This is a genomic window from Kitasatospora cathayae, from assembly GCF_027627435.1.
GTDB lineage: Bacteria > Actinomycetota > Actinomycetes > Streptomycetales > Streptomycetaceae > Kitasatospora > Kitasatospora cathayae.
Genome location: NZ_CP115450.1, coordinates 4,988,862 through 5,006,114, shown reverse-complemented (window position 1 = coordinate 5,006,114; position 17,253 = coordinate 4,988,862). Strand labels below are relative to the sequence as shown.

Below are 17,253 nucleotides of genomic sequence, written 5' to 3'. Positions count from 1 at the left end.
GCCGGGGGCGACGCCCCTGACCACCGGTCCGACCCACACCGTACTGATCGACCGGCGCCAGACGACGCCGGTGCAAACCCTGAGGGGTATTCAGAATGTCTGCAGTGCGGGAAAACCGTTCCCGCTCGACCATCGTCACCGCCGCCACCCTGGGCGTGCTGCTGGCCACCGGCGTGGTGATGGCCTCCCCGGCCGCCTACGCCGCCGACCTGAGCACCACCGCCACCTCGCCCCGGGCCGCCGCCACCCCGACCGCCACCCACACCGCTTCGAGCGCGACCCGCACCTCCACCGGCGCCACCGATCCGGCCACCGCGGCCGCTCCGGCCCCCGCCACCGAGGTCGGCAAGCCGTCGCTGACCGTCCAGGAGCCGGCCTCGATCGGCAACGGAGGCCGACCGGTCGAGTTCACCGAGGCCATCACCAACCCCGGTACCGCCGAGGCCTCGTACACGCTGAGGCTCGACGCGAGCAACGGCTACGCCCGCTCGCCGGGCCGCATCACCATCGAATCCCTTGACGCCGACGGCAGTTGGAAGCCCGTCGAGCCGGCCTTCAGCCAGGCCTCGGACGGCTTCCACTTCACCGGCGAGATCCACGGCGTGACCGTCGCCGCCGGCGCCACCAGGACGCTCCGGCTGCGCCTGGCCGCCCCGCTCGACAACGACTGGGCCGGCCTGGACGGCACCGTCAAGCTGTCCTCCGCGATCGTGGACCCGGACGCGAAGACCGTGCTCGCCGAGAGCACCCGGAACGTCGCGCTGAAGGCCCTCAAGGTGCAGGTCAAGGGCGCGCCGACGAGCGCCGTGATCGGCGGTGCCCCGGCCGAGTTCGATGTCACCGCCACCAACCCGAGCGCCTCGCGCTACGACAACGCCTCGTTCGTGGTGCAGGCCGACCGGCACAGCACCCTCCAGGTGCAGCAGGCCGACGGCAGCTGGCAGAACGTCACCGCCACCCCGACCCCGGGGCCCGGCAACACCGTGCTGTACCACCTCACCGAGGACCGGACCCTCGCGGCCGACGCGTCCGTCACCAAGCACGTCCGGCTGGCCTTCACCGCCGGCGCCGCGACGGGCGAGACCCGGGTCAACCCGTGGGCCGTCCTCGGCGAGGGCGGGCAGCACCCGGCGTACGTGGGCCCGCAGGGATTCCCGGTCGAGCTCACCGCGGCCACCGCCCCGGCCGACGAGGCCGCCACCACCGGCACGGACACCGGCAGCACCGTCCGGACCGCCCTCGGCAGCGATTCCAGCGCCACCGCCGACACCCGGCTCGCCGGCGGCGAGCTGGCCCGCACCGGGTCGACCGGCATGCGGCAGGCCGCGCTGGGCGCCGCCGCGCTGCTCGCCGTCGGCATCGGCGTGGTGTTCTTCGCGCGCCGCCGTCGCAGCGCCTGATTCCTGCCCCGAGAAGCACCCGAGCCCCGGCTCCCCGGCACCGTCCGGGGGCCGGGGTTCGGCGTCCTCAGCTCCTGACCAGGCAGAACGGGTGCCCGGCCGGATCCGCGTAGACGCGCCACCCGCCGGCGTCGTGCAGCCGTACGGCACCGAGGGCGAGCACCGCCGGCTGCGGGCAGTCGAGCACGAGGCACTGCAGTGCGCCGATCACGGTTCTCCTCAGGGTGTCTCCCGGTCCGCCCCGGGCAGGGCGACCGCGCGCAGGTAGGCCTCGGTGAAGAGGTCGATGGACTCGTCCAGCGAGGGCAGGGCGGCGCCGAGGGTGGTTTCGAGCACCGGGCGCATCAGGACCCGGCTGAGCAGCGGGCCGAGCAGCAGCTGCACCAGCACCGGGAGCGGCAGCGGTCGGATCCGGCCGGACTCGACGTGGGGCAGCAGCAGACGGCCGAGGCCGTCGACGATCCGCGGCATGTGGACCGCCATCACCCGGGCGGCGGGCCCGTCGGGGCGGCTGAGCAGGTCGGCGAAGACCGCCGGAATGATCCGCGGTTCGCCGGCGAGGCTGGCGAGGAAGGTGCGGTGGAGCGCCCGGACGGTGTCCTCCAGGCGCTCGGGCGGGTCGGCGGCCAGTGCCTCCAGGTCCGGCAGCGGGCCGTACTGCAGGAAGACGGCGGCGAGCAGGCCGTCCCGGCCCTCGAAGACGGCGTGCAGGCTGGGCAGCGAGCACTCGGCGCGGTCCGCGACCGCGTCCAGGGTGATCGCGCCGAGTCCGCGTTCGGCGACCAGTCGGGACGCCGCCTCGATCGCGCGCTCCCGCACCGGGGGGCGTCCGCCCGGGTCGACGCCCGCCTGCCGGACCGCCTCGTCCAGCGCGGCCCGGGAGCCGCCGAGCCGGCGCAACAGGGTGCTGCGCGAGATGCCGGCCGCCGTCGCGATCGCCGTCAGCGGCACGTCCGCGACGTCCCGTCCCCGTTCCTTCGCCGCGGTGAGGGCGGCTGCCACCAGGTCCTCCATGTGAAGCATCGTACTACTTGACACCTGAGACGGTTCCAGAGATTCTCTATATATGAGTTCCACGCGGGAACGGCAAGGGGATCGAGAGGAGAAAGCCATGAGCGTCGTCGTCTCCGGGGGCGGACCGGCTGGAATGATGCTGGGCCTGATTCTGGCCCGCGCGGGCGTCGAGGTGACCGTCCTGGAGAAGCACGGCGACTTCCTGCGCGACTTCCGCGGCGACACCGTCCACGCCTCCACCGTGCGGCTGATGGACGAACTCGGCCTCGGCCGGAAGTTCGCCGCACTGCCGCAGAGCCGGCTCGGCAACATGGTGGTGCCGGTGCCCGGCGTCGGCACGGTCGCGCTGAGCGCCTTCGACAAGCTGCCCGCGCCGTACAACTACATCGCCATGATGCCGCAGTGGGACCTGCTCAACTTCCTGGTCGAGGAGGCGGAGCAGGAGCCCACCTTCACCGTGCGGATGAACACCGAGGCGACCGGGCTGCTGCGGGAGGGCGGCCGGGTGGTCGGCGTCCGCTACCGCACCCGGGACGGCGAGGAGGGCGAGATCCGCGCCGACCTCACCGTCGCCGCCGACGGCCGGCACTCCACCCTGCGCCGGGAGGCCGGACTCACCCCCGAGGAGTACCCGGTGCCCTTCGACGTCTGGTGGTTCCGGCTCCCCCGGCACGCCCACGAGCAGGCCGCACCGCCCAACCTCGCCCCCGGCTTCGGGGACCGCGAGATGGCGCTCAGCCTCACCCGCGCCGACTTCTTCCAGATCGCCTACTTCAAGGCGAAGGGCTCCGACGCCCGACTGCGCGCCGAGGGCATCGAGCGCTTCCGCGCCCGGATCGCCCGGATCATGCCGCAGTACGCCGACCGGGTCGACCAGTTGGCCGGCATGGACGACGTCCACCTGCTCGACGTCAAACTCAACCGGCTGGACCGCTGGTACGTCGACGGGCTGCTGCTGATCGGCGATGCCGCCCACGCGATGTCCCCGGCCGGCGGGGTCGGCATCAACCTCGCCATCCAGGACGCCGTCGCCGCCGCCACCCTGCTCGCCGAACCGCTCCGGCACGGCCGCCCGACCGTCGCCGCCCTGGCCCGGGTGCAGCAGCGCCGCTGGTGGCCGACCGTGGTCATGCAGCGGATGCAGCGGATCCTGCACGGCGCGATGTTCGTCCCGGTGCTCTCCGGCCGCCGGGCCGGCCCGCCCGCCGGCTTCGCCGCGGTCACCCGCCGGGTGCCCGCGGTGCGGCTGGCCATCTCCCGCCTCGTCGCCTTCGGACCGCGCCCCGAGCACGCCCCGGCCTTCGCCCGGCGGCCCGCCGGGTGATCCGGCTCGCCAACTGGCCGTTCGGACGGGCGGTTTCCGGGGAACGACCACCGGCATGACGATCCCTCACCGCCTGACCGGCACCGGCGACCACCACGTCCTCGTCCTGCACGACTGGTTCGGCACCAGCGCGGGCTGGGGGCCCTTCCTCGACTACCTCGACGGCACGGCCTTCAGCTACGCCTTCCTCGACTACCGCGGCTACGGTGAGCGCAAGGACGTCACCGGCGCGTACACCCTCGCCGAGATCGCCGCCGACGCCCTCGCCCTCGTCGACCAACTCGGCTGGGACCGCTTCTCGTTGGTCGGCCACTCGATGGGCGGCAAGGCGGCCCAGCAGGTCCTCGCCGAGGCGCCGCTGCGGGTGCGCAAGCTGGTCGGGCTGGCGCCCGTACCGGCCGGGGCGTACCCGCTGGACGCGGTCGGCGAGACGCTGTTCTACGGCGCGGCCGAGGACCGGGAGAAGCGGTACGCGATCCTCGACCTGGTCACCGGCCAGCGGGCCGGCCGGGTCTGGCTGGACCGGATGGTCGACCAGTCGCTGCGGCTGTCGAACCCCGAGGCCTTCGGCGGCTACGTCCGGGACTGGACGACGGCCGACCTGGAGCGCCGGATCAGCGGCAACCCGGTGCCGGTCAAGGTGATCGTCGGCGAGCACGACCTCGCCCTGACCGCCGACGTCATGCGGGGCACCTGGCTCGAGCACTACCCCAACGCCGAGCTGGAGGAGCTCGGCGGCTCCGGGCACTACCCGATGTACGAGGCCCCGGTGGCGCTGGCGTCCTCGCTGGAGTCCTTCCTGCACAACTGACGCGCACCCTTCACTCGTTCGGGTGAGTTCACGGCCGGGAGCCGGGATGTGTAGCAGGCTCCTCCCCGTAACCGGCCCACCACCCGAACGAAAGAGGAAGCCATGTCCGCCGTCCCCACCGACCTCAAGTACACCAGGGACCACGAGTGGGTCCTGGTGCAGGGCAAGACCGCCCGCGTGGGCATCACCGACTACGCGCAGAAGCAGCTCGGCGACATCGTCTTCGTCGAACTCCCCAAGGAGAACGACGAGTTCGACCTCGGCCGGGCGTTCGGCTCGGTGGAGTCGGTCAAGTCGGTGAGCGAGCTCTACGCCCCGCTGTCCGGAACGGTCACCAAGGTGAACCAGGACCTGAACGACGCGCCCGAGGACGTCAACAGCGATCCGTACGGCGACGGTTGGATGATCGAGCTGACGCTCACCAACGCCGGGGAGCTGAAGGAACTGCTCACCCCGGCCCAGTACGAGGAGTACATCAAGGAGGGGTAGCCGCAGGTCCGGCCCGAAGGCGCCGCCGCGGCCGCGGCGGCGCAGCCCCGTTCCGGCGAGGCGGCCCACCGACGGCGAGTCGGCTCGGACGGGACGAGAGGAGAGCCCGGTGAGTCAGCCGGTGTCGGACGGAGCCGAACTCATCCCCAGGCCCGAGAAGTCTCCCACCGCGCTCAAGGCCGCTCTCGCCGTGGTGGCTTCCGACCGGCTTCCGGAGACGGTGGCGGGGCAGACCCGGGCCATGGCGGCGGCCATCGAGGCGGGCAGCATCGATCCGCTCCGCTCGTTCGTGGCCCACTGGGCCGCCGTGGTGGAGATCGAACGGGTTCCGGCCACGGCGCGGGCCTATCACCGGGCGAACCACCTCGCCAACCACGCGGCAACCGTCGAGGAGTGCCGCCGACACGCCACCGACGTCGCCGCGATCTACCGGTCCGCCTTCGCGGCGGTGAACGAGTGAGCTGGAGCTGGGCCGCCGGGCGCCGTCGCCCCCTCAGAGCCCCAGGCCGCGGATGACCAGGTCGACCAGGGCGAAGAAGAACAGCGAGATGCCGACGAAGCTGTTCGTCTGGAAGAACGCCCGGTTGAGCTTGGAGAGGTCGTTCGGCCGGACGATGGTGTGCTCGTAGACGAAGGCGCCGGCGACCACCAGCAGGCCGATCCAGAACGCCGGGCCGGCGTGGGAGAGCAGCGCGAACCAGCCGAGCAGCAGGGTCGTGAGGACGTGGCAGACCCGCGCGCCCCAGATCGCCGCCGGGACGCCGAAGCGGGCCGGCGGGGAGCCGACGCCGGTCTCCCGGTCGGACTCGACGTCCTGGCAGGCGTAGATCAGGTCGAAGCCGCCGATCCAGATGCCGACCGCGACGCCGAGGAGCACGGCCTGCCAGGACCAGCTGCCGGTCACCGCGAGCCAGGCGCCCACCGGGCCCATGGCCTGGGCCAGGCCCAGGATCGCCTGCGGGAAGTTGGTGAACCGCTTGCCGTACGGGTAGACGACCATCGGCACCACGGCCACCGGGGCGAGGGCCAGGCACAGCGGGTTGAGCATCGCCGCCGCGCCGAGGAACACCACCAGGGCGACCGCCGAGCCGACGTACGCGGTCTTCAACGACACGGCGCCGGTGACGAGTTCGCGCCCGGCGGTGCGCGGGTTCCGGGCGTCGAGCTCGCGGTCGATGATCCGGTTGGCGGCCATGGCGAAGGTGCGCAGGCCGACCATGCAGACGGTGACGATGAACAGCTCGCCCCAGTGCACCCGCTTGTCGGCCAGGAACATGGCGGTCAGCGCGGCGATGTAGGCGAAGGGCAGGGCGAAGACCGAGTGCTCGATCATCACCAGGCGCAGGAAGGCCCGGGTGCGCCCGGGGGTTTCGACGGCAGCCGTGCTCACAGGCCGTACTCCGGAACATCCCCGCCGGTGCGGGGCCGACGGGCCCCCCACGTCTGGCTCGTCTTCACAACGTTGCTCCTCACAGTCCGTATTCCTTCCAGCGGCGCGAGACCAGCGCGGCGGTCGCCGGGTCCGAGGACACCATCTCCGGCCAGCCGCCGTCCCGGGTGTAGCCCTCCTCGGGGAGCTTGCGGGTCGCGTCGATGCCCGCCTTGCCACCCCAGAACTGCTGGTAGGAGGCGTGGTCGAGGTGGTCGACCGGGCCTTCGACCACGGTGAGGTCGCGGCTGTAGTCGACGTTCCCGAACGCCCGCCAGGCGACTTCCCGGTAGTCGTGGACGTCGCAGTCGGAGTCCACCACGATGATCAGCTTGGTGAGCGACATCATGTGGGCGCCCCAGATCGCGTGCATCGTCTTCTGGGCGTGCTTGGGGTACTTCTTGTCGATCGAGACGATCACGCAGTTGTGGAAACCACCGGCCTCCGGCAGGTCGTAGTCGACGATGTCCGGGATGATGATCTTCAGCAGCGGCAGGAAGAACCGCTCGGTGAACTTGCCCAGCGGGCCGTCCTCCGTCGGCGGGCGGCCGACCACGATGGACTGCAGGATCGGACGGCGGCGCATCGTCACGCAGTCGATCTTCAGCGCCGGGAAGGGCTCCTGCGGGGTGTAGAAGCCGGTGTGGTCGCCGAACGGGCCCTCGGGGAGCATCTCGCCGGGCTCCAGCCAGCCCTCCAGGACCACCTCGGCGTCGGCCGGGACCTGCAGCGGGACGGTCTTGCAGTCGACCATCCGCACCCGCTCGCCCGCGATGAAGCCGGCGAACAGGTACTCGTCGATGTCGCCGGGCAGCGGCGCGGTGGCCGCGTAGGTGACGGCCGGCGGGCAGCCGAAGGCGATCGCGACCGGGAGCCGCTCGCCCCTGCGGGCCGCGACCGCGTAGTGGTTGCGGCTGTCCTTGTGGATCTGCCAGTGCATCCCGATGGTGCGGCGGTCGTGCCGCTGGAGCCGGTAGAGGCCGAGGTTGCGGATGCCGGTGTCCGGGTCCTTGGTGTGGGTCAGGCCCAGGTTGAAGAAGGAGCCGCCGTCCAGCGGCCAGGTGAACAGCGCCGGCAGCTCGTCGAGGTTGACGTCGTCGCCGGTGAGCACCACCTCCTGGACCGGGGCGTCACCGGACTTCACGTGCCGGGGCGGGACGTGCGCCATCGAGGCGAGCTTGCCGAAGGCGTCCCGGAAACCGGTGAAGCCCTGCGGCAGTTCGGGCTTGAGCAGACCGGCGATCTTCTCGGAGATGTCCTCCGGGCCCTTGAGGCCGAGCGACTTGGCGAGGCGGCGTTCGGTGCCGAAGACGTTCATCGCGAGCGGCATCGACGAGCCCTTGACGTTCTCGAACAACAGCGCGGGGCCCTTGGCCTTCTGCACGCGATCGACGATCTCGCCGATCTCCAGGTGCGGGTCCACCTCCGCCTTGATGCGCTTGAGGTCGCCCTCGCGGTCGAGGGCCCGGAGAAACGAGCGGAGATCGTCGTATGCCATGCCTGTCAGTATCCGCCACCCGATAGCCTGGCTCGGTCAAGGGCCCCGGGAAGGCGCCCGCCGCTACCGCCCGCGCCGGGGGGAGATCGCAGCCGTGCTGAGGATTCTTCTGACCATCGTGCTTCCGCTCGCGCTGTGGGTGTGGGCGTTCATCGACTGCCTGGTGACGCCCGAGGGCGAGGTGAAGCACCTGCCGAAGCCGATCTGGGTGATCATCGTGCTGCTCTTCCCGCCGCTCGGCCCGATCGCCTGGCTGGCGGTCGGCAGGCGGCGCGGCTTCCTGCGGGTCGGCGCGCCGGACGGGCGGCCGGGGCGGCCGGCCGCCGACGGCCGGGCGCGGTACGGCTCCCCGCGGGGCGGGCGTCCGCTGGCGCCGGACGACGATCCGGAGTTCCTCGCCTCCCTCGGTAACGGCTCGGCGAAGGGGAACGACGGGTCGTTGAAGGGGAACGACAACGATCACGAGTCCATGCTCAGGCAGTGGGAGGCCGATCTGCGCCGTCGCGAGCGGGAGCTGCGCGGCGGGGACGAGCCCGAGGACGGGCGCCAGAGCTGATCGGAGCGGTTCGGCCGCTCCCCCGGACAGCCCACCCGGCCAGCGGCGGGTGAACCGCGGCGTTTTTGGCGCTTCCCTACGACTGCGGACCCTCCGGCACGAATCGGCCCGTTCCCGGCACCGGGGTTGAGCAACCCTTGAGCCGTACCCTGGACGGCCTCCCCACAGTGCTGCGAGACGGCCCTGACCTGCGCTTTTCTTCATGCTCAGATCATCGGACCATCATCTGCCCGACAACCCCCAGTATTCGAACGGACACCGAGCGCACCCGCTTCGACCCGACCGCTTCTGTACAAGCCTCACAGCTAAACGAACTCGACCTTGTACGGAATCGACGCCGAAACCAGCGCACGGCCCCTCGTACAGTCATAAGTGAAGAAGTTGATTCGCAGCCGGGGGCACAGCAGACGTTGGCTGTCGGACAGTTCCCTCACCCTTGGAGTGGTTCGAGATGACGGTTGTGCATGAGGCGCCGGTCGGCGGCGAGGTCCCCGAGGTCCCGGTCGACGCCAAGGGGCGGGTCGCCGAGCTCCACGAGCTCCGCGAGAAGGTGCGCCGCGGCCCCAGCGAGAAGGCCACCGAGGCCCAGCACGCGAAGGGCAAGCTGACCGCCCGCGAGCGCATCGAGCTGCTGCTGGACGAGGGCTCCTTCCGCGAGGTCGAGCCGCTGCGCCGGCACCGCGCCCAGGGCTTCGGCCTGGAGGCCAAGAAGCCGCACACCGACGGCGTGATCGTCGGCTGGGGCACCGTGCACGGGCGCACCGTGTTCACCTACGCGCACGACTTCCGGATCTTCGGCGGCGCCCTGGGCGAGGCCCACGCGCAGAAGATCCACAAGATCATGGACATGGCCATCGCGGCCGGGGCCCCGCTGGTCTCGCTGAACGACGGCGCCGGCGCCCGCATCCAGGAGGGCGTCACCGCCCTCGCCGGTTACGGCGGCATCTTCCAGCGCAACACCAAGGCCTCCGGCGTCATCCCGCAGATCTCGGTGATGCTCGGCCCGTGCGCCGGCGGCGCCGCGTACTCCCCCGCGCTGACCGACTTCGTCTTCATGGTCCGCGAGACCTCGCAGATGTTCATCACCGGCCCGGACGTGGTCCAGGCGGTGACCGGCGAGAAGATCAGCCAGAACGGCCTCGGTGGCGCCGACGTGCACGCCGGCGTCTCGGGCGTCTCGCACTTCGTCTACGACGACGAGCAGTCCTGCATCGAGGAGGTCCGCTACCTCCTGTCGCTGCTGCCGCAGAACAACCGCGAGATGCCGCCGTCCGTGGTCAGCGACGACCCGGTCGACCGGCGCAGCGACAGCCTGCTGGACCTGGTGCCCGCCGACGGCAACCGCCCGTACGACATGCGCAAGGTGATCGAGGAGATCGTCGACCACGGGGAGTACCTGGAGGTCCACGAGCGCTGGGCGACCAACGTGCTGTGCGTGCTGGCCCGGGTCGACGGCCACGTCACCGGCATCATCGCCAACCAGCCGCAGTCGCTGGCCGGCGTGCTGGACATCAATGCGAGTGAGAAGGCCGCGCGCTTCGTCCAGATGTGCGACGCCTTCAACATCCCGCTGGTCACCCTGCTGGACGTGCCCGGCTTCCTGCCCGGCGTCGACCAGGAGCACGGCGGCATCATCCGGCACGGCGCCAAGCTGCTGTACGCGTACTGCAACGCCACCGTGCCGCGCATCTCGCTGATCCTGCGCAAGGCCTACGGCGGCGCCTACATCGTGATGGACTCCCGCTCCATCGGCGCGGACCTGTCCTACGCCTGGCCGACCAACGAGATCGCGGTGATGGGCGCCGAGGGCGCCGCCAACGTCATCTTCCGCCGCGAGATCAACGGCGCCGAGGACCCGGACGCCATGCGCGCCCAGAAGATCAAGGAATACAAGAGCGAACTGATGCACCCGTACTACGCGGCCGAGCGCGGCCTCGTGGACGACGTCATCGACCCGGCCGAGACGCGACAGGTGATCGCCTCCGCCCTGGCCATGCTCCGCACCAAGCACGCCGACCTGCCCAGCCGCAAGCACGGCAACCCGCCGATGTAGCAGCGCGGTTCGCAGCAGCAGGCCGTACCGAGCGACACCACACACCACAGCAACCGGGGGAGAGAAACCAGGACATGACCGCTTCCGCCGAACCCCTCGTCCGCATCGTCCGCGGCAGCCTCTCCGACGAGGAACTCGCCGCCCTCACCGCCGTGCTGGCGGCCCGCGCGGCCGTCGCCCAGCAGGCCGCGGCCACCGCACAGGTCGAGCCGATCGCCCGCTGGCAGCGGCTGGAGCGCCGCCCGGCGTACTACTCGCCGGTCAGCTGGCAGCAGGCCGCCTGACGCTTCCGGGCTTCCCCCGACGGCCGGTCACCCCTTCCGGGTGACCGGCCGTCGGGCCGTCCGGACCGGCCCTGCGGCCCGCCCCGGAGCGTGCGCGCCACCGTTCGCACCCGTCCGATCGGGCACGGAGCGGCTCGGTAGGATACCTACCGGACGGTACGCGCCGGTCGCCCCGTCGGCCCCCCGTAGGATCGGCCGCTGCCGAGGTACAGAACTTTCCAGGGAGGCTGCGATGGCCAGGCAGGCCCGCGCGCTGGCGACCCGCCAGGCGGTACTCCTCGCGGCGGCCGAGGTGTTCGACGAGCGGGGCTACGCCGCCGCCACGATGTCCGAGATCCTGGACCGGGCCGGCGTCACCAAGGGCGCGCTGTACTTCCACTTCCACTCCAAGGAGGAGCTGGCGCTCGCCGTGATGGAGGGCCAGGGCGCCTGGATCGCCTCCTGGGCGCCCTCCTCGGACAGCCCGGTGCAGACCCTGATCGACCTCGGGTACGCGTTCGCCCGCGCGCTCCAGGAGGACCCGCTGGTGCGCGGCAGCATCCGGCTGACGATCGAGCACGGCAGCTTCACCCAGCCGCAGATCGCCGCCTACCAGGGCTGGATGGACCTGGTGCGCGAACTGCTGGAGCGCGCCCAGGCGGCCGGGGACCTCCACCCCGGGGTCGACGTGGTGGCGGCGTCCGGGGTGATCACCGGCGCGGTGACCGGGATCCAGCTGAGCTCCCAGGTGCTGGCCGACCGGCAGGACCTGATCCAGCGGATGGCCGACCTGTGGACGCTGCTGCTGCCGGGGCTGGTCCAGCCGCACGCGCTCGCCCGGCTGAGCGTCGCCGAGCGCGGCTGAGCGTCGCCGAGCGCGGGTGGCCGTCGCCGAACGCGGCTGCGCCCTCGCCGGGACCGCTCAGAACCGGTAGTCCGCGCAGTTCTCCTGCGCCACGAGGGCGGGCAGCGCGGCCGCCCAGAGCCGCCCGACGGCCTCCGGCCCCGGACGCCCGACCCCGTCGGCGGCCAGTAGCACCTGACCCGCCACCACCGCGGTGAGCAGCTCGGCGCAGGCGCGCCGGTCCGCCCCCGGGCGCAGCTCGCCGGCCCGGGCGGCGCGGTCCAGCAGCCGGTGGACGACGGCGGTGAGGCTGCGCCAGGCGGTGTCCGGTCCGGACGTGCCGTCGTCCGGTCGCGGACCCTGGCGGCCGAGCCGGACGCCGGCCCGCACCACCACGTCCTCGCGCAGCAGCCGGGCCAGTTCGTGCGAGAAGTCGATCAGCCCCTGGACGGCCCGGCCCTCGGCGCGCAGGGCGCGCAGCGCGGCCGAGCCGATCTCCCGCCCGGCGGCGGCCCGCACCCCGTCGGCCAGGGCCTGCTTGGAGACGAAGTGGAAGTAGAGGGCGCCCTTGCTCACCCCGGCCCGGCGACTGATGTCGACCAGGCTGGCGGCGTCGAATCCGACCTGCGCGAAGGTGTCCGCGGCCGCGAGCAGCACGGCCCGCCTGGTCCGCCCCGCGCGTTCCTGCTTGACCACTGACCCCTCCGGACTCCGCCGGTCGCGCTCCCCGCCCCACCCGGCTGCTGTCGGCGCGCCCTCGGTCGGTGGCGGCGCCTCGCATGCGGACGGCTCCGGCCGAAACCGCATGGTTGGTATCTAATCTAGCGCCTGTGGCGACCCCGCCGTCCAGCGGGGACCGACCCCCGCCCAAGGTCTGCCCTGCCCGTTTCGAGCATCACCGCAGACCAGGGGCCAGGTAGCGTGGTCGGCCCGGGCACCGCGACGGGTCACCCCCGGCCGCAGAACACAAACCGGGTGGTATGTATGTTTTGCTGTGGGGCGACCGTAGCGGCCGCTCGACCGACACCCTGGAGCTGGGGCCAGTCATGCCATTGATCGTAGAGCCGGACGCTCACGGCCCGTACGCCCACCCCGGCTCCGGCGGACGACCGAGCGCGGGCCAGGGCCCCGGCTCCGGCTACGACTTCCACGACCGGACCGTCTCCCGGCACCTGGTGCACCGCGCCTCGGTCTCCGAGGTCTTCCTCACCGGCTGGCAGGCCACCGGCCCGTACGACTTCCTGCTCGGCGCCCAGTGGCCCCGGCTGCACGGCTTTTACCGGCTGCCCGGGGACCGGTACCACGACCCGGTGCTGATGGCCGAGACCGTCCGGCAGGCCGGGCTGCTGATCGGCCACGCCGGCTTCGGGGTGCCGCGCGACCACCACTTCGTCATGGAGGACCTCGGCTACGCGCTCGGCGAGCCGGGCCTGCCGGGGCTCGCCGTCACCGCCGGCCCGGCCTCGCTGATGCTCACCGTCGGCTGCCAGGACGTCCGGATGCGGCACGGCCGGCTCGTCTCGCTGCGGGTGCACGCCGAGATCACCCGGGACGGCCTGCGGATCGGCCACGGCTCCGGCCAGCTGCGGGTGGTCACCCCCGCCTCCTACGAGCGGCTGCGCGGCCCCGGCCGGCAGGTCGTCGCCCCGCCCCGGCCGCCGGAGCCCGCGGCGCCCGAGCTCGTCGGCCGGGCGCAGCCCGCGGACGTGGTGCTCAGCCCGACCCTGCGGCCGGACACCTGGCTGCTGCGCGCCGACGCCGGGCACCCGGTGCTGTTCGACCACGAGCTGGACCACGTGCCCGGGATGCTGGTGCTGGAGGCCGCCCGGCAGGCCGCCCAGCGGCTGCACCACCCCGAACCGGTGGTCCCGGTCGAGCTGGTGACCTCCTTCGACCGCTACATCGAGCTGGACCGGCCCTGCTTCGTGCGGGCCGTCCGCGAGCGGTCACCGGACGGTCGCCGCACCCCCGTCCTGGTCCGGTTGCTCCAGGACGGGCGGACGGCGGCCGAGTGCCGGCTGCTCACCGAGCCGGTCGACGGTCCGCGGGTGCCGGTCCGGCGGGACGCCTTCGACGGCCGCCCCGCCGTTCCCGGCCTGCTGCCGCTGGCCAGCTGAGCCCCGTTCGGCGGGGCCGCTCCCCCGTCAGGCGGCCACCAGGGCGGCCGGCCGCCCGGCGTGCATCACGCTGAGGTTGGTCGCCAGCCGGGCCGGGTCCTGGGCCAGCCAGAGCCGCAGCGCCGCGCCCAGCGCCGCGCTGGCCGACTCGATCCGGACGTCGGTGATCTGGGCGATCCGGGCCGCGCCGGGCACCAGCAGGTCAGCCAGCGCGGTCGGCAGCCAGACGGTCAGCGCGCACGGCGCCGGCGTCGCGAGGGCGCTCAGCAGCCGGTAGGCGTCCCCCGGCGCGCTGAGCGTGGGGATGATGTCCAGCAGAGCGTCGGCCACCACTTCGGACACGTCGCTCCGGTGTCCCTGGGCGAGCCGTCGGAGCAGCAGTTGCTCGGCGGCGGTGATTCGGACGGTCAGCATGACCTCGTCGCACTCCATTGCGCGATTTCCTCCTCGTTCCTCCCCGTACCGGCACGGACGGCCGGCACGACCTACCCCTGTCGCACCTCGGCCCGGCCACCTCCTGCGGAAAGCCGGGCCGATCGGTGCGCCGCCCCCGGTCAGATCCCCGCGTACGAGTGCTTGCCGGTGACGAAGATGTTCACGCCGTAGTAGTTGAAGAGCCAGCAGCCGAAGGCCGCCAGCGCCAGGTACGCGGCCTTGCGGCCCTTCCAGCCGGCCGTCGCGCGGGCGTGCAGGTAGCACGCGTAGGCGACCCAGGTGATGAACGACCAGGTCTCCTTCGGGTCCCACTCCCAGTACTTGCCCCAGGCGGCCTCGGCCCAGATCGCGCCCGCGATGATGGTGAACGTCCACAGCGGGAAGACCAGCGCGTTGATCCGGTAGGACAGCTTGTCGAAGGTGGACGCGGCGGGCAGCCTGCGCCAGATCGAGGGCGAGGTGCCCAGCGGACCGGTGGTCAGGCCGGCCGCCATCCGCCTGTCGAAGGAGTCCTTGCCGATGTACAGCAGCGTGGCGATGAACGCCGCGTAGAAGGCGCCGCCGCAGAAGATCGCGGTGGAGACGTGGATCGCCAGCCAGTACGAGTGCAGTGCCGGGACGAGCTGCTCGGAATCGGTGTACAGCACCTGGGTCGCGATGCCGAGCGTCAGCAGCACCGCGACGGTGACCGGCAGGCCGAGCCAGCGGACGTTCTTCCGCGCGGCCAGCAGCACCACGTACGCGGCCGTCATCGCGAAGGCGAAGGCGCAGGAGAACTCGTACATGTTGCCCCACGGCCAGCGGGACACCGAGAGGCCCCGGGCCACGATGCCGCCGCCGTGCAGCAGCAGCGCCAGGACGGTGAGCGAGATCGCGATGCGGCCGGCCAGGTCGGCCTTCTCGCTGGTGCCGGCCGCGCCCGGGCCGTCCACGTCCTCGTCGGCGCGACCACCGGTGACCACCGTCGCGCCCTCGCCCGCCAGGACGGTGCGGGTCAGCGTGGTGGTGCCGCCCTTCGTCCCGGCCACGGTGACGGTGACCTTCTTGGCTGCCTTGGTCTCCGCGGCGGCGGCGACGGTCTCGGCCAGGTTGCCCGACTGCTCCTTGGAACGGACGGCGACCGCGCCCTTGCTGCCGAACGTCCACTCGAACATGTGGGCGAACATGGCGATCGTGTAGACCGCCATCGCCGAATAGATCAGCTTGTTGGAGAGGTCGGCCAGCTGTGGGTCGACTCCCGAGGCGAGATGCACCGTCTACTCCTTGGAGTTCTGGTCGGCAGGGACTGCGGGGTCTGAGGCCTCGGCCTCGGGGTCGGATGCTGCTTCCTCGGCCGCGGCCGTGGCTTCGACCGCGGCTTCGGCCTCCTCGTCCTCCTCCGACGCCGGGGCGTCGTCCTGGAGGTCCACCGCGAGTTCGGCCAGCTCCTCGGCGATCTTCGCCGACTCGCTGCGGGCCAGCCCGGCCAGCTCCACCTGGGTGCCGCCGCCCGGCAGGGCCACCGCCCGCACCCAGATCCGGCGGCGCTGGATGAACAGCGAGCCGATCAGGCCGAGGATCGCCAGCACGGCGCCGGTCAGCGCGATCGCGTTGCCCGGGCGGTGCGAGACGTTGAAGCTCGCCCACTGCTTGTAGCCCTCGAAGGTGACGCTGCCGTAGCCGTTCGGCAGGGTCCAGCCCTGGCCGGGCTTGAGCAACGCCTTGGCCGGCTGGTCGTCCTGCTTCAGCTGGGTGAGCTTGGCGGTGTTCAGCTGGTAGACGTTCTGCGGCAGGCCGGAGTCGGTCCCGAGGTCGCCGGCGAAGGCGTTCAGCACCAGCTCGGGGGCGGCGTCGCCGGGGAACAGCGAGATCGGGCCGGTGCCGGCGAAACTCAGCGGGGCGGTCGGCAGGAAGAAGCCGGAGAAGCCCAGCTGGGTCTTGTTGCCGTCCGGGCCCACGCCGTAGTCGGAGACCTTCACCACGCCGGTCGAGGTCAGGTTGGCGTCCTGCGGCAGGAACGGCACGACGTCGTGGTAGACCACGTCGCCCTTGCCGTTGCGGACGGTGATGACCGGGGCGTAGCCGTGGCCGATCAGGTAGACCTTGCTGCCGCCGATCTCCAGCGGGTGGTTGACCTCGATCGTGCCCTTCCGCAGCTTCGACTCGTCGCTGCCCTGGTAGTACTCGACGTTCGCGGTGAACTGCCGGGCGGCGCCCATCTGGTCGCCGGTGCTCTGGAACTTCGAGGTGAAGTCGTCGAGCTTCAGGTAGAAGGGGTCGAGGTCCTGGTTGCCGTAGAACCGGGTGCCGGTGAAGTCGTCGAGCTGGGTGATGGTGTTGGAGTAGCCCTGGCCCTCGACCATCAGCTTGCCGCCGGTGCCGGAGGCCAGGCTGGCCCAGGCGAAGCCGCCGAGCAGCGCGAACAGCGACAGGTGGAACAGCAGGTTGCCGACCTCGCGCAGGTAACCCTTCTCGGCGGCCACCGAGCCGCCGGACAGGTTGGCCCGGAAGCCGCGCTTGCGCAGCAGCCGGTGGGCGGCGGCGTTCACCCGCTCCGGGTCCGCGCCGGTGCGCCAGGCCGCGTGCACCGGCATCCGGGTCAGGTTGCGCGGCGCGGCCGGCGGCTGGGAGCGCAGCACGCCGACGAACTGCCAGGTGCGCGGGATGATGCAGCCGGCCAGCGAGACGAACAGCAGGATGTAGATCGCCGAGAACCAGACCGAGCTGTAGACGTCGAACAGCTGGAGCTTCTCGTAGATCGGCGCGACCGCGGTGTGCTGCGCCTTCCAGGTCTGCACCTTGAACTGGTTCTGGCCGTTCTGCGGGATCAGCGAGCCCGGGATGGCGGCCAGCGACAGCAGGAACAGCAGGATCAGGGCGACCCGCATCGAGGTCAGCTGACGCCACATCCAGCGCGCCCAGCCGAGCACTCCTATGCCGGTCGGGCCCTCGGACTCGACCGGCGCGGTGCTCAACCGCTCGGCGGCGGCGTCCTCGTCCGGTGCCGGGGGCAGCTCGGTATCGGTCGTGGTCTTGCTCAC

The 17,253-nt window shown here is 72.0% G+C and carries 18 protein-coding genes; 10 read left to right on the top strand and 8 right to left on the bottom strand.

Going from position 1 to position 17,253, the window contains the following annotated elements:
• Window positions 1-104: 104 nt before the first annotated feature.
• The gene (locus O1G21_RS22320) at window positions 105-1,400 is read left to right on the top strand and encodes a hypothetical protein (protein ID WP_270146393.1); all 1,296 of its coding nucleotides are present in this window, start codon (window positions 105-107) and stop codon (window positions 1,398-1,400) included.
• A gap of 67 nt (window positions 1,401-1,467) precedes the next feature.
• On the opposite strand, the gene O1G21_RS22315 is transcribed toward O1G21_RS22320, so the two are convergent.
• Together O1G21_RS22315 and O1G21_RS22310 are read right to left on the bottom strand one after the other, a co-directional pair.
• Window positions 1,468-1,611, bottom strand: coding sequence for a VOC family protein (locus O1G21_RS22315; RefSeq protein ID WP_270146392.1), 144 nt, complete (start codon window positions 1,609-1,611; stop codon window positions 1,468-1,470).
• Window positions 1,612-1,619: 8 nt separating this feature from the next.
• Window positions 1,620-2,414 (bottom strand): TetR/AcrR family transcriptional regulator, encoded by a 795-nt coding sequence (locus tag O1G21_RS22310; RefSeq protein WP_270146391.1) that lies wholly within the window; start codon window positions 2,412-2,414, stop codon window positions 1,620-1,622.
• 97 nt (window positions 2,415-2,511) lie between these two features.
• On the opposite strand from O1G21_RS22310, the gene O1G21_RS22305 reads away from it, so the two are divergent.
• The 4 genes from O1G21_RS22305 to O1G21_RS22290 all read left to right on the top strand — a co-directional run bounded on the left by O1G21_RS22305 (window position 2,512) and on the right by O1G21_RS22290 (window position 5,498).
• Window positions 2,512-3,738 carry an FAD-dependent oxidoreductase gene (locus tag O1G21_RS22305; RefSeq protein ID WP_270146390.1) on the top strand — a complete coding sequence of 409 codons (1,227 nt, stop codon included), beginning with the start codon at window positions 2,512-2,514 and terminating at the stop codon, window positions 3,736-3,738.
• 55 nt (window positions 3,739-3,793) lie between these two features.
• Window positions 3,794-4,549: an alpha/beta fold hydrolase gene (locus tag O1G21_RS22300; RefSeq protein WP_270146389.1), complete on the top strand. Its 756-nt coding sequence runs from the start codon at window positions 3,794-3,796 to the stop codon at window positions 4,547-4,549.
• A gap of 102 nt (window positions 4,550-4,651) precedes the next feature.
• Window positions 4,652-5,038: a glycine cleavage system protein GcvH gene (gcvH, locus tag O1G21_RS22295; RefSeq protein ID WP_270146388.1), complete on the top strand. Its 387-nt coding sequence runs from the start codon at window positions 4,652-4,654 to the stop codon at window positions 5,036-5,038.
• 109 nt (window positions 5,039-5,147) lie between these two features.
• Entirely contained in the window at window positions 5,148-5,498 is a 351-nt protein-coding gene (locus O1G21_RS22290) for a hypothetical protein (RefSeq protein ID WP_270146387.1), read from the top strand.
• 33 nt (window positions 5,499-5,531) lie between these two features.
• Here O1G21_RS22290 and mqnP read toward each other — a convergent pair whose 3' ends face one another.
• Both mqnP and O1G21_RS22280 read right to left on the bottom strand, forming a co-directional pair.
• Window positions 5,532-6,428, bottom strand: a complete 897-nt coding sequence (mqnP, locus tag O1G21_RS22285; RefSeq protein WP_270146386.1) for a menaquinone biosynthesis prenyltransferase MqnP — start codon at window positions 6,426-6,428, stop codon at window positions 5,532-5,534.
• A 79-nt stretch (window positions 6,429-6,507) separates the two neighbouring features.
• Window positions 6,508-7,965 (bottom strand): menaquinone biosynthesis decarboxylase, encoded by a 1,458-nt coding sequence (locus O1G21_RS22280; RefSeq protein WP_270146385.1) that lies wholly within the window; start codon window positions 7,963-7,965, stop codon window positions 6,508-6,510.
• Between the two features lie 94 nt (window positions 7,966-8,059).
• Between O1G21_RS22280 and O1G21_RS22275 the strand changes: the two genes are divergently transcribed.
• The 4 genes from O1G21_RS22275 to O1G21_RS22260 all read left to right on the top strand — a co-directional run bounded on the left by O1G21_RS22275 (window position 8,060) and on the right by O1G21_RS22260 (window position 11,702).
• Window positions 8,060-8,521 carry a PLD nuclease N-terminal domain-containing protein gene (locus tag O1G21_RS22275; RefSeq protein WP_270146384.1) on the top strand — a complete coding sequence of 154 codons (462 nt, stop codon included), beginning with the start codon at window positions 8,060-8,062 and terminating at the stop codon, window positions 8,519-8,521.
• Between the two features lie 451 nt (window positions 8,522-8,972).
• Window positions 8,973-10,574, top strand: coding sequence for an acyl-CoA carboxylase subunit beta (locus tag O1G21_RS22270; RefSeq protein WP_270146382.1), 1,602 nt, complete (start codon window positions 8,973-8,975; stop codon window positions 10,572-10,574).
• A 74-nt stretch (window positions 10,575-10,648) separates the two neighbouring features.
• Entirely contained in the window at window positions 10,649-10,858 is a 210-nt protein-coding gene (locus O1G21_RS22265; protein ID WP_270146380.1) for an acyl-CoA carboxylase epsilon subunit, read from the top strand.
• 232 nt (window positions 10,859-11,090) lie between these two features.
• Window positions 11,091-11,702 carry a ScbR family autoregulator-binding transcription factor gene (locus O1G21_RS22260; protein ID WP_270146378.1) on the top strand — a complete coding sequence of 204 codons (612 nt, stop codon included), beginning with the start codon at window positions 11,091-11,093 and terminating at the stop codon, window positions 11,700-11,702.
• Window positions 11,703-11,759: 57 nt separating this feature from the next.
• Here O1G21_RS22260 and O1G21_RS22255 read toward each other — a convergent pair whose 3' ends face one another.
• Entirely contained in the window at window positions 11,760-12,377 is a 618-nt protein-coding gene (locus tag O1G21_RS22255) for a ScbR family autoregulator-binding transcription factor (protein ID WP_270146376.1), read from the bottom strand.
• A gap of 350 nt (window positions 12,378-12,727) precedes the next feature.
• On the opposite strand from O1G21_RS22255, the gene O1G21_RS22250 reads away from it, so the two are divergent.
• Entirely contained in the window at window positions 12,728-13,798 is a 1,071-nt protein-coding gene (locus O1G21_RS22250) for a ScbA/BarX family gamma-butyrolactone biosynthesis protein (RefSeq protein ID WP_270146374.1), read from the top strand.
• Window positions 13,799-13,825: 27 nt separating this feature from the next.
• On the opposite strand, the gene O1G21_RS22245 is transcribed toward O1G21_RS22250, so the two are convergent.
• The 3 genes from O1G21_RS22245 to resB all read right to left on the bottom strand — a co-directional run bounded on the left by O1G21_RS22245 (window position 13,826) and on the right by resB (window position 17,253).
• Window positions 13,826-14,212 (bottom strand): hypothetical protein, encoded by a 387-nt coding sequence (locus O1G21_RS22245; protein ID WP_270146372.1) that lies wholly within the window; start codon window positions 14,210-14,212, stop codon window positions 13,826-13,828.
• A 140-nt stretch (window positions 14,213-14,352) separates the two neighbouring features.
• A complete protein-coding gene (ccsB, locus tag O1G21_RS22240) occupies window positions 14,353-15,486 on the bottom strand; it encodes a c-type cytochrome biogenesis protein CcsB (RefSeq protein WP_270146370.1) in 1,134 nt (377 codons plus the stop codon).
• Between the two features lie 3 nt (window positions 15,487-15,489).
• The gene (gene resB / locus O1G21_RS22235) at window positions 15,490-17,253 is read right to left on the bottom strand and encodes a cytochrome c biogenesis protein ResB (protein ID WP_270146368.1); all 1,764 of its coding nucleotides are present in this window, start codon (window positions 17,251-17,253) and stop codon (window positions 15,490-15,492) included.